Source organism: Pseudomonas sp. GW821-FHT05H12 (assembly GCF_059419385.1).
On the sequence record NZ_JBWKRS010000036.1, the window covers coordinates 1 to 12,022 of the forward strand.

The 12,022-nt window shown below is 62.2% G+C and carries 8 protein-coding genes; 2 read left to right on the forward strand and 6 right to left on the reverse strand.

Annotated features, from left to right (window positions below):
* Positions 1–102 precede the first annotated feature (102 nt).
* The 5 genes from hslU to AC07SU_RS25270 all read right to left on the reverse strand — a co-directional run bounded on the left by hslU (position 103) and on the right by AC07SU_RS25270 (position 7,128).
* A complete protein-coding gene (hslU, locus tag AC07SU_RS25250) occupies positions 103–1,440 on the reverse strand; it encodes an ATP-dependent protease ATPase subunit HslU (RefSeq protein WP_176997236.1) in 1,338 nt (445 codons plus the stop codon).
* Positions 1,441–1,476: 36 nt separating this feature from the next.
* The gene (gene hslV, locus AC07SU_RS25255) at positions 1,477–2,007 is read right to left on the reverse strand and encodes an ATP-dependent protease subunit HslV (RefSeq protein ID WP_016972722.1); all 531 of its coding nucleotides are present in this window, start codon (positions 2,005–2,007) and stop codon (positions 1,477–1,479) included.
* Between the two features lie 257 nt (positions 2,008–2,264).
* The gene (locus tag AC07SU_RS25260; RefSeq protein WP_016972721.1) at positions 2,265–2,966 is read right to left on the reverse strand and encodes an SPOR domain-containing protein; all 702 of its coding nucleotides are present in this window, start codon (positions 2,964–2,966) and stop codon (positions 2,265–2,267) included.
* Between the two features lies 1 nt (position 2,967).
* Complete coding sequence (argS, locus tag AC07SU_RS25265) at positions 2,968–4,704, reverse strand: arginine--tRNA ligase (RefSeq protein ID WP_494998568.1); 1,737 nt, start codon at positions 4,702–4,704, stop codon at positions 2,968–2,970.
* A gap of 204 nt (positions 4,705–4,908) precedes the next feature.
* Positions 4,909–7,128: a primosomal protein N' gene (locus tag AC07SU_RS25270; protein ID WP_494998569.1), complete on the reverse strand. Its 2,220-nt coding sequence runs from the start codon at positions 7,126–7,128 to the stop codon at positions 4,909–4,911.
* 360 nt (positions 7,129–7,488) lie between these two features.
* Here AC07SU_RS25270 and rpmE point away from each other — a divergent pair, with 360 nt between their 5' ends.
* Positions 7,489–7,707, forward strand: coding sequence for a 50S ribosomal protein L31 (gene rpmE, locus AC07SU_RS25275; RefSeq protein WP_010213765.1), 219 nt, complete (start codon positions 7,489–7,491; stop codon positions 7,705–7,707).
* A gap of 293 nt (positions 7,708–8,000) precedes the next feature.
* The gene (locus tag AC07SU_RS25280) at positions 8,001–9,269 is read left to right on the forward strand and encodes a malic enzyme-like NAD(P)-binding protein (RefSeq protein ID WP_176997232.1); all 1,269 of its coding nucleotides are present in this window, start codon (positions 8,001–8,003) and stop codon (positions 9,267–9,269) included.
* Between the two features lie 195 nt (positions 9,270–9,464).
* On the opposite strand, the gene AC07SU_RS25285 is transcribed toward AC07SU_RS25280, so the two are convergent.
* Positions 9,465–11,927, reverse strand: a complete 2,463-nt coding sequence (locus AC07SU_RS25285) for a penicillin-binding protein 1A (RefSeq protein ID WP_494998598.1) — start codon at positions 11,925–11,927, stop codon at positions 9,465–9,467.
* Positions 11,928–12,022: the final 95 nt, after the last annotated feature.

Genomic DNA, 12,022 nt, shown 5'->3' on the forward strand with positions numbered 1-12,022 from the left:
CCCCCCCCCCCCCCCCCCCCCCCCCCCCCCCCCCCCCCCCCCCCCCCCCCCCCCCCCCCCCCCCCAGCTCCCACATTAAAGCAAAGCGGCTCTACGTGTGGCTTACAGAATGTAGCGCGACAGATCTTCGTTCTGCGCCAATTCGCCCAAGTGGCTGTTGACGTACTCAGCGTCGATCTTGATCACCTCGCCATTCTGCGCCCCAGCCAGGTCGCCGGCGCTGAAGGACACTTCCTCCAACAGACGCTCCAGCAGGGTGTGCAGGCGACGGGCCCCGATGTTCTCGGTCTTCTCGTTGACCTGCCAGGCGATCTCCGCCAGGCGCTTGATACCGTCTGCTTGGAACTCAATGCCCAGGCCTTCGGTTTTCAGCAGCTCACGGTATTGCTCGGTGAGCGACGCGTGCGGCTCGCTGAGGATGCGTTCGAAATCGCCCGGGGTCAGCGCCTTGAGTTCCACGCGGATCGGCAGGCGGCCTTGCAGCTCCGGCACCAGGTCGCTTGGCTTGCTCAGGTGGAAGGCACCCGAAGCAATAAACAGGATGTGATCGGTCTTGACCATGCCCAGCTTGGTGTTCACGGTGCAGCCTTCGATCAGCGGCAGCAAGTCGCGCTGTACGCCTTCGCGGGACACATCGACACCACCGGAGTTGCCGCGCTTGGCCACCTTGTCGATCTCGTCGATAAACACGATGCCGTGCTGCTCGACGGCTTCCAGGGCCTTGGCCTTGAGTTCTTCCTCATTGACCAGGCGCCCGGCTTCTTCGTCGCGCACCAGTTTCAGCGCGTCCTTCACCTTGAGCTTGCGGCTTTTCTTCTTGCCCTTGCCCATGTTGCTGAACAAATTTTGCAGCTGGCTGGTCATTTCTTCCATGCCAGGCGGTGCAGAAATATCGACGCTGGAGGCTTCGGAGACTTCGATCTCGATCTCTTTGTCGTCCAACTGGCCTTCACGCAGGCGCTTGCGGAACAGCTGACGGGTGTTGGAGTCCGAGGCCGGTGCGGCGTCTTCGTTGAAGCCCATGCGTGCCGGGGGCAGTAGGGCGTCGAGGATGCGCTCCTCGGCGGCGTCTTCGGCGCGGTGGCTGACCTTGGTCACTTCCTGTTCGCGCAGCATTTTCAAGGCCGCGTCGGCCAGATCACGAATGATCGACTCGACGTCACGGCCCACGTAGCCCACTTCGGTGAACTTGGTGGCTTCGACCTTGATGAACGGCGCGTTGGCCAGCTTGGCCAGGCGACGGGCAATCTCGGTTTTACCGACGCCGGTCGGGCCGATCATCAGGATGTTCTTGGGCGTCACTTCAACGCGCAGTTCTTCGGGCAATTGCATCCGGCGCCAGCGGTTACGCAGCGCAATGGCTACGGCGCGCTTGGCATCGTCCTGGCCGATGATATGGCGATTGAGTTCATGGACGATTTCGCGGGGAGTCATGGACATAGTAGTTGGCGGCCTCAAGCCGAATAAGCCTGGGGCTTACTCAGCGAGGTCCTGCTCCTCAATGGTCAGGTTGTGGTTGGTGAACACGCAGATATCGCCGGCAATGCCCAGGGCCGTCTCGACGATTTCACGGGCCGACAAATCGGTCTTTTTCAACAGTGCGCTGGCGGCTGCCTGGGCGTAGCCACCGCCGGAACCCATGGCGATCAGGCCGTGTTCGGGTTCCACCACATCGCCGTTGCCGGTGATGATCAGGGATGCGTCTTTGTTGGCGACGGCCAACATGGCTTCCAGGCGGCTGAGGGAGCGGTCGGTGCGCCATTCTTTGGCGAGTTCGACCGCGGCGCGAACGAGGTGGCCCTGGTGTTTTTCCAGCTGGCCTTCGAAACGCTCGAACAGGGTGAAGGCGTCGGCGGTGGCGCCGGCAAAGCCTGCGAGCACCTGGCCGTGGTACAGGCGACGCACTTTCTTGGCGTTGCCTTTCATCACGGTATTACCCAGGGAAACCTGGCCGTCGCCGCCCATGACGACTTTGCCGTGGCGACGTACTGAAACGATGGTGGTCAAGGGGAGAGTCTCCACGCAGCGGGGCGAAAATGCCCTGATGAAAACTCATATGGGGGTGGCGGGGGGGATTTCAACTGTAGGACATGTGTGCGGACGAGCGGTGTTTACAGGTCTTACACACTTTTGAGAACGCCCTAAACCAAATGTGGGAGCTGGCTTGCCTGCGATTACGGTGTGTCAGTCACTGAAAATATTGACTGTTACACCGTAATCGCAGGCAAGCCAGCTCCCACATTTTGTCCCGCGTTGAGCTTGTGTCAGCGGCTTTGGCGTTGTTGTAACAACAGGTTGCTAAAGCCGGCGCCGGCCAGTTGTTTCTGCGCCACGGTCAGCTGTTCACGGTTACTGAACGGCCCCACCAGCACGCGATACCAGGTCGCATCCTTCACCGTGCCGGACTCGACCGTCACGGCCTGGCCCAACAGAATGATCTGCGCACGCACGCGGTCCGCGTCCGCCTGTTTCGGGAACGAACCCGCCTGCAGGAAGAACTTGGTCACCGGCGCGGCCTTGGTAGTCGCCACCGGTGGCGGTGGCGGCGGGGTAATCCCGGCCAGCGCTGCCTGGGCGCGGGCGGTGTCGATTTTCGCGGCTTCGGCTGGCGTTACCGGCGTGGTCGGCACTTGTGGCGTCGGCAGGGTTTTCTCCGGCACGGCGTCAGGCGGCACGATCACTTCCGATTCCGGCAGCAGCGTGTAGAAGTCGTACTTCGGCTTCACCGGTGCGGTCGGGCTTGGCGCGGTCTTGTTGGCTTCGGCGATCTTCGTGGCCTTCTGCTGCTCTTGCTTGACCCGTTTGACGTCATCGCCCTTGCCCGGCTCCAGCTTCATCAGGATCACGACAAACGCACCGACCGCCAGGCCGATGGCCATCCACAACCAGCCTGGAATAGGCTTCTTCGCCGGGGCCTGGTAGCGGCTGGCGCCGCGCTTGGGTGCAGGTTTTTTCTTGGCAGCCAACTTACATACGCTCCAGAGTTTCCAGGCCCAACAGCTCCAGGCCTTGCTTGAGGGTCCGTCCAGCCAGTGCGGCGAGGCGCAGGCGACTTTGCTTCTGGGCTTCGTCGTCTGCGGTGAGGATCGGGCAGTTCTCGTAGAAACTGGAGAACAGGCCGGCGACTTCGTACAGGTAGGTGCACAGGATATGCGGCGTACCTTTCTCACCGACGCTGTTCAGCACTTCGCCGAATTGCGCCAGCTTGGCGGCCAGTTCCTGTTCGTGCGGGGCGTCCAGCACGATGTGGCCTTCCACTTCGCTGAAGTCCTTGCCCAGCTTGCGGAACACGCCGGCTACGCGGGTGTAGGCGTACAGCAGGTACGGCGCGGTGTTGCCTTCGAAGTTCAGCATCAGCTCGAAGTTGAAGCTGTAGTCGCTGGTGCGGTGCTTGGACAGGTCGGCGTATTTCACCGCGCCAATGCCCACCACGCGGGCAATGTTGCGCAGGTCGGCCTCGGCCAGCTCCGGGTTCTTTTCCTTCACCAGGTTGTAGGCGCGCTCCTGGGCTTCGGTCAGCAGGTCGATCAGCTTCACGGTGCCGCCGTCGCGGGTCTTGAACGGGCGGCCGTCGGCGCCGTTCATGGTGCCAAAGCCCATGTGCTCCATGTGCATCGGGTGGGTGATGAAGCCCGCACGACGGGCCACCTCGAACACCTGCTGGAAGTGCAGGGCCTGGCGCTGGTCGACGAAGTACAGGGCGCGGTCGGCCTTGAGTACGCCGCTGCGGTAGCGCACGGCCGCCAGGTCGGTGGTGGCGTAGAGGTAGCCGCCATCGGCCTTGACGATGATCACCGGCAGCGGCTCGCCGTCGGCGGTCTTGAATTCTTCGAGGAACACGCACTGCGCGCCGTTGCTCTCGACCAGCAGGCCCTTGGCCTTGAGGTCGTTGACCACATTGATCAGGTCATCGTTGTAGGCGCTTTCGCCCATCACGTCGGCCATGGTCAGCTTGACGTTGAGCAACTCGTAGATTTCCTGGCAGTGGGACAGGGAGATCTCACGGAAGCGGTTCCACAGTGCCAGGCACTCTTCGTCACCGGCTTGCAGCTTGACCACCAGGCCACGGGCGCGGTCGGCGAATTCTTCGGATTCGTCAAAACGCTTCTTGGCGGCGCGGTAGAAGTTCTCCAGGTCCGACAGCTCGTTGCTGGTGATCGGGTTTTCCTGCAGGTACGCCATCAGCATGCCGAACTGGGTGCCCCAGTCGCCCACGTGGTTCTGGCGGATCACGGTGTCGCCGAGAAACTCGAGCACACGGGCCACGCCGTCGCCAATGATGGTGGAGCGCAGGTGGCCCACGTGCATCTCTTTGGCCAGGTTGGGGGCCGACAGGTCAATGGCTACTCGTTCCAGCGGGCCAGCCTTGCGCACGCCGATCTTGGCATCGGCCAGGGCCGCGTCCAGGCGCGAAGCCAGAGCCTGGGTGTTCTGGAAGAAGTTGATGAAGCCCGGGCCTGCGATTTCGGCCTTGGTGACGCTTTCGTCAGCCGGCAGGGCGGCGATGAGTTTTTCCGCCAGGTCACGCGGCTTCATGCCGGCCGGCTTGGCCAGCATCATCGCGATGTTGCTGGCGAAGTCACCGTGGGTCTTGTCGCGGGTGTTCTCCACCTGGATCGCCGGCGTCAGGCCTTCAGGCAACACACCTTCGTTGATGAGTTGGGTGAGGGCTTGTTGGATCAGCTGGCGAATGGTGTCTTTCATGGTGTTCTCTTTCGACCGCAAGCGGCGGCGCGCGATGCGCAGGTGGAAAAACTGGGCATTATCCGTGGCGAGGGCGGGCTTGCCAACCGTTCAGACGGGTTGACGGACCTGCGGGCCTCATCGCGGGCAAGCCCGCTCCCACATTTAACGGTGCACACATTTCAAAATGTGGGAGCTGGCTTGCCTGCGATAACGGAATTTCTATCAATACAAATCTACGGGATCGACATCCAACGACCATCGCACTTGCCGGCCGCTGGGCATTTGCTCCAGGGCAAGCAACCAGCTACTTAATAGCCGATGCAATGGCGCGCGGGACGTTGCCTGCAAGAGTAGCTGAGCACGATAGCGCCCGGCGCGGCGTTCCATGGGGGCGGGCACGGGGCCGAGCAGTTCGATGCCCGTCAGGCCCAGCTCGCCCAGCAAACCCTCGGCGGCGCTGCACGCCTCATCGAGGAAACCTTCTGCCTGCCCGGGCTTGTGCGCTTCGGCCCGCAACAGCGCCAAATGGGAAAACGGTGGCAGGCCCGCCGCACGGCGCTCACTCAACGCCTGTTCGGCAAAGGCAAAGTAGCCTTGTTCTGTTAGCTGGATCAGCAGCGGGTGGTCGGCCAAGTGCGTCTGGATAATCACCTTGCCCGGCTCTTCGGCGCGCCCGGCACGGCCGGCGACCTGTACGATCAACTGCGCCATGCGCTCGCTGGCGCGGAAGTCGCCGGAGAACAAACCGCCATCAGCGTCCAGGATCGACACCAGGGTCACCCGTGGGAAGTGATGCCCTTTGGCAAGCATCTGCGTGCCGATCAGGATGCACGGCTGGCCTTTCTGAATCGTGGCGAACAGCTGGTTCATCGCGTCTTTGCGCGAAGTGCTGTCACGGTCGACCCGCAGCACAGGGTAGTCCGGGAACAGGATGCCCAGGCGCTCTTCGGCCCGCTCGGTGCCCGCGCCCACCGGTCGCAAGTCAACTTTGCCGCACTGTGGGCAATGGCGCGGCACCCGCTCCACGTGGCCGCAGTGATGGCAGCGCAACTCGCCATAACGCTGGTGCACGGTCATGCGTGCGTCACAGCGCTCACACTCGGACATCCAGCCACAGTCATGGCACAGCAGAGTCGGCGCGAAGCCGCGGCGGTTGAGAAACACCAGCACTTGCTGGCCAGCCGCGAGGGTTTGGCCGATGGCCTGTTGCATCGGCCCGGAAATGCCGCTGTCCAGCGGGCGGCTTTTGACGTCCAGGCGCAGGAAGCGCGGTTGTTTGGCGCCGCCGGCCCGTTCGTTGAGGCGCAGCAGACCATAACGGCCGGTGTAGGCGTTGTGCAAGCTCTCAAGGGACGGCGTGGCCGAGCCCAGCACAATCGGGATGTCTTCCTGGCGTGCGCGCACCAGGGCCAGGTCGCGGGCGTGGTAGCGCAGGCCTTCCTGCTGTTTATAGGAGCCGTCGTGCTCCTCGTCGATGATGATCAGCCCGGGGTTTTTCATCGGGGTGAACAGCGCCGAACGGGTGCCGATAATGATGTCGGCCTCGCCGTCCCGGGCCGCCAGCCACGACTCCAGGCGCTCACGGTCGTTGACCGCCGAGTGCACCAGGGCGATACGCGCATTGAAGCGCTGCTCGAAGCGCGCCAGGGTTTGCGGGCCCAGGTTGATCTCGGGGATCAGCACCAGCGCCTGTTTGCCGGCCTGCAGGGTTTCGCGGATCAACTGCAAATACACTTCGGTCTTGCCGCTGCCGGTGACGCCGGCCAGCAGGAACGCATGGAAGCTGTCGAAGCCTGCGCGAATCGCCTCATAGGCGGCGCGTTGCTCGGGGTTGAGCGGCAATTCCGGTTGAGCCAGCCAGTGATCGTGGCGCGGGTCGGGGGCGTGCTTGCGGATTTCCACCTGCACCAGGCCCTTGGCCAGCAGCAGGTCGAGGCTGTCTTTGCTCAGCATCAGCTTGCTTAGCAGTTGATGCGCCACGCCGTGCGGGTGCTGGGCCAGGGTGGCCAGGGCTTCGCGCTGGCGCGGGGCGCGGGCGATACGCGGGTCGTCGAGACGGGCGCCGGGCGCCATCGACCAGAAGCGTTCCTGGCGTGCTTCAGCCAACTCGCCCTGGCGCAGCAGCACCGGCAGCGCCCAGCTCAGGGTGTCGCCCAGGCTGTGCTGATAGTACTGGGCCGTCCACAGGCATAGCTTGAACAGGGCGGGCGGCAGCGGCGGGGTGGCGTCGAGCATGGCCAGCGCGGGCTTGAGTTTCTCGGCGGGCACTTCGCTGTGATCGGCGACTTCCACCAGGATGCCGATCATTTCCCGGCGCCCGAACGGCACACGCACGCGCATGCCGGGCTGCAACTGCGCACGCGACACGCCGGCCGGAGCCCGGTAGTCAAACAGGCGGCGCAGGGGCGAAGGCAGGGCTAGGCGCAAAATGGCGTCGGGCACGCGGGGGTCTCATCTATAAAGGCAGGCAGTGGCGCAGGGGCGGGAGCCTAGCAGACCTGCGGTGGGGGTGTCCTGTCTCCGGTGCAGGAGACAGCACTTCTGTGCGAGCCGGGCTTGCCCGCGATGGCGGCGTATCAGACGCAAGATTGGCTGCCTGACGCACCGTCATCGCGGGCAAGCCCGGCTCCCACATGGAGTGTGGTGAACCGGTAGTTTTTCTGATGAAAGGGGCTTATATGTGTGGAATCGGCCGGCACCGCCGCTTGCGCGTTTAAAAAGGTCTGGTAGAATCCGCGGCCTAATTACGTGCGGTATTCGACAATAGTGTCGAGTGGCGGCACGCTAGCCCGAGGAAGTGCCATGAAAGCCGATATCCATCCAGCGTACGAAACCATCGAAGTCACCTGCAGCTGCGGCAACAAGTTCGAAACCCGTTCGAACCTGTGCAAGCCACTGGGTACTGACGTATGCAACGAGTGCCACCCGTTCTACACCGGTAAGCAGAAGACTCTGGACACCGGCGGCCGTGTACAGCGCTTTGCTGACCGTTTCGGTGCTTTCGGTGCCAAAAAGGCCTAAGGCCGATCAACCTGGAAAGCTGCGGTTTTCCATGCTGATGAAAGAGGCGCCCCTTGTGGGCGCCTTTTTTGTGCCTGTGATTTGGCGGGAAGCTCGATAAATCGGTCTTGAAGAAAAAATTGTAGACATTTTTTAAGTCGATTGTGAACAGTTGAGCCCTTGTATCCCGTGGGTCTTGGCCGAAAGTCGTAGCGCAGGGCCCTTGACACCTGTGACTGCCCAGTCTTGTGGGGACTTTGCGACACGCGTATCCTCGGCGGTCCGTCGACCAACAGTAAAAGCGGAATGCCGATATGTCTGATTTGAAAACTGCCGCTCTCGAATATCATGCCCATCCTCGTCCAGGAAAGCTGAGTGTAGAGCTCACCAAAGCCACTGCCACCGCTCGCGACCTGTCGCTGGCCTACAGCCCTGGTGTTGCCGAGCCCGTACGTGAAATCGCCCGCGACCCTGAACTGGCGTACAAGTACACCGGCAAAGGCAACCTGGTTGCAGTGATTTCCGATGGCACCGCGATTCTGGGCCTGGGCAACCTCGGCCCATTGGCTTCCAAGCCAGTCATGGAAGGTAAAGGCGTGCTGTTCAAGCGCTTTGCCGGCATCGACGTTTTCGACATCGAAGTCGACTCCGAAAGCCCGCAGGCTTTCATCGACACCGTCAAGCGCATTTCCATCACCTTCGGTGGCATCAACCTGGAAGACATCAAGGCACCTGAGTGCTTCGAGATCGAAAAGGCCCTGATCGAACAGTGCGACATCCCGGTATTCCACGATGACCAGCACGGCACCGCGATCGTCACCGCGGCCGGCATGATCAACGCCCTGGAAATCGCTGGCAAAACCCTGTCTGACGCCAAGATCGTCTGCCTGGGCGCTGGCGCTGCGGCCATCTCCTGCATGAAGTTGCTGGTGAGCATGGGCGCCAAGCTGGAAAACATCTTCATGGTCGACAGCAAGGGCGTGGTCCAGTCCGAGCGTACCGACCTGAACCAGTACAAGGCGATGTTTGCCCACGCCACCGAGAAGCGCACCCTGGCTGACGCCCTTGACGGTGCAGACGTATTCGTTGGCCTGTCCGGCCCGAACCTGCTGAGCGCTGAAGGCCTGAAGTCCATGGCGGCCAACCCGATCGTGTTCGCCTGCTCCAACCCTGATCCAGAAATCTCTCCGGAACTGGCTCACGCCACCCGTAGCGACGTGATCATGGCAACCGGCCGTTCGGACTACCCGAACCAGGTCAACAACGTGCTGGGCTTCCCGTTCATCTTCCGTGGTGCCCTGGACGTTCGCGCCAAGCGCATCAACGAAGAAATGAAAGTAGCGGCTGCCAATGCCCTGCGTGAACTGGCCAAGCTGCCGGTTCCTCAGGAAGTGTGCGATGCCTACGGCGGTATCAAATTGGAATTCGGTCGTGAGTACATCATCCCGAAACCAATGGATAAGCGCCTGATCACCCTGATCTCCGATGCCGTGGCCAAGGCCGCTATCGAGACCGGCGTGGCTACCCTGCCGTATCCGAAGCACTACCCGCTGAAAAGCGTGGATGATGTGTTCAACGGCTAAGCCGTTGTAGCGCACCAACAAAAAGCCCCGGCTCTTGCGAGTCGGGGCTTTTTTTGTACCTGAATTTTGTTGCCTGACACGGTCCTTGTAGGAGCCGGCTTGCCGGCGATGGCGACCCCAAGGTCACCGCAGGGCTTGAAGGCCCCATCGCCGGCAAGCCGGCTCCTACAAGGTTGATCGTGCCCGCGACGGCCGTCAGAACAGATCGATCGGCGCTGCCTCATCCGCCGGCAGCGGGCTGCCCGGTGCAACGCCATTGCCCAGTTCGTTGACCGACGGCGGCGTGTCTTCGCTCTTGAACAGTTCGAAGTACGCATTCGGCGTGCTTGGCGAGGCCGCACGGCCGCTGACCGGGTCGATCCGCAGGCTGAGAATGCCTTCAGGCTCTGGCTGGGTGTGCAGTGGCTTGTCTTTCAAGGCTGCGCCCATGTAGCTCATCCAGATCGGCAGCGCCACGGTGCCACCGAACTCACGGCGGCCCAGGCTTTCCGGCTGGTCGTAGCCGGTCCAGACGGTGGTCACGTAGTCGGCGTTGTAGCCGGAGAACCAGGCATCCTTGGAATCGTTGGTCGTACCGGTCTTGCCCGCGATGTCCGCACGGCCCAAGGCCAGGGCGCGGCGGCCGGTGCCTTTCTTGATCACGTCCTCAAGGATGCTGTTGAGGATGTAGGTGGTGCGGCCATCCACCACGCGCTCGGCAACTGCGGGTGCCTGTGGGTCTGCCGGTGCAGTCGTGCCTGCGGCTGGCGCTGTGCCCGGCGTCGGTTCGATGGTGATACCGCCGTGGCTCGGCGCTGCCAGGCCATCGGTAGCGGCTACGCCGTTGACCACATCGCCTGGCACCCGTGGCGGGTTGGCGGTGAACAGGGTGTCGCCATTGCGGCTTTCGATCTTGTCGATCAGGTACGGCGAAATTTTGTAGCCACCGTTGGCAAAGGTGCTCCAGCCCGTGGCAATTTCCATGGGCGTGAGGGTCGCGGTGCCCAACGCCAGGGACAAGTTTGGCGGCAAGTCCGACTTGTTGAAGCCAAAGCGCGTGATGTAGTCGATGGTTTTGCCGACGCCCATCGCTTGCAGCAAGCGGATCGACACAAGGTTACGCGACTTGTACAGCGCCTCACGCACGCGGATCGGGCCGAGGAAGGTGTTGGTGTCGTTCTTCGGGCGCCAGACCTTGTCCAGGTACTCGTCGACGAACACGATCGGTGCATCGTTGACCAGGCTCGCGGCAGTGTAGCCGTTGTCCAGGGCGGCGCTGTAGATGAACGGCTTGAAGCTCGAACCCGGCTGGCGCTTGGCTTGGGTGGCGCGGTTGTAGTTGCTCTGCTCGAAGGCAAAACCACCGACCAGCGCGCGAATCGCACCGTTCTGCGGGTCCAGGGACACCAGCGCACCTTGGGCGAGCGGTACCTGGCTGAATTTCAGGCTGTCATCCTTCTGGCGCTGCACGCGGATCAGATCACCCACTTGCGCAACGTCAGACGGCTGCTTGGGCATCGGGCCCATGCTGTTGGTGTTCAGGAATGGGCGTGCCCACTTCATGCTGTCCCAGCTCACATGGGCTTCGCCGGTGCGTGTCAGCACTTGCACGCCATCTTTCTTCACCTGGGTGACGATGGCCGGTTCCAGCCCGCTGATCGGGCGCTGTTTGCCCAGTTCGGTGGTCCAGGCGCTCAGGGTCTTGCCCGGCAGGCGCGACTCGGGGCCACGGTAGCCGTGACGCTGGTCGTAGGTGATCAACCCGGAGTGCACCGAGTTGTTGGCAATTTCCTGCAGGTCGCTCGGCACCGTCGTGGTCACACGGAAGCCTTCGGTGTAGGCATCGCTGCCATAGCGGCCGACCATCTCGGCGCGGGCCATTTCAGCGATGTACGGCGCGTTCACTTCCGGCGTCGGCACGTGGTAACTGGCGTTCAGCGGTTCGGCCACCGCGCTTTCATAGGCGGCCTGGTCGATTTTGCCCAGCTTGTACATGCGCCCCAGGATCCAGTCGCGACGCTCTTTGCTGCGCGCCGGGTTGGCTAGGGGGTTGAAGCGTGAAGGGGCTTTCGGCAGGCCGGCAATCATGGCCATCTGCGCCAGGCTGGCGTCACGTATGGACTTGCCGTAATACACCTGGGACGCAGCTTCGATCCCGTAGGCACGGTTACCCAGGTAGATCTTGTTCACATACAGCTCAAGGATCTCGTCCTTGGTCAGCTGACGCTCGATTTGCAGGGCCAGCAGGATCTCGGTGGCCTTGCGCGAGAAGCTGCGCTCGCTGGTGAGGAAGAAGTTCTTCGCCACCTGCATGGTGATGGTGCTGCCACCGGATTGAATGTGTCCGCTTTTTACCAACTGCGTGGCTGCACGCACCAGGCTGCTGGGGTCGACGCCGTAGTGGTTGGCGAAATTATCGTCCTCGGCCGACAGCAAGGCGCTGATGAAATTAGGCGGAATATCGGCGAAACGGATCGGTGTGCGGCGCATTTCGCCGAACTCCGCGATCAGCTTTTCATCGCTGCTGTAGACCCGCAAAGGAATCTGCAACTGGATACTTCTGAGGGCCTCTACGGAGGGCAAACCCGGACTAAGGTAGAGGTAGGCACCGCTGAGCACGAGCAGCAGCCCGCAGACAATCGCGACAATGGAGTACCCGAAAAACTTCAGCAGACGAATCAAGGCTTTTGGATTTCCAGAGAAAAGAAAGAGTTACGCGTCGGGGCATGCATGGCAAACGATGGATCGACCCGAGCTGCAGATAAAAAGCGGGG

Coding starts and splice junctions, on each gene's coding strand:
- argS (WP_494998568.1), bottom strand. CDS start 4,704: ATGAAAGACACCATTCGCCAGCTGATCCAACAAGCCCTCACCCAACTC.
- rpmE (WP_010213765.1), top strand. CDS start 7,489: ATGAAAGCCGATATCCATCCAGCGTACGAAACCATCGAAGTCACCTGC.
- hslU (WP_176997236.1), bottom strand. CDS start 1,440: ATGTCCATGACTCCCCGCGAAATCGTCCATGAACTCAATCGCCATATC.
- AC07SU_RS25280 (WP_176997232.1), top strand. CDS start 8,001: ATGTCTGATTTGAAAACTGCCGCTCTCGAATATCATGCCCATCCTCGT.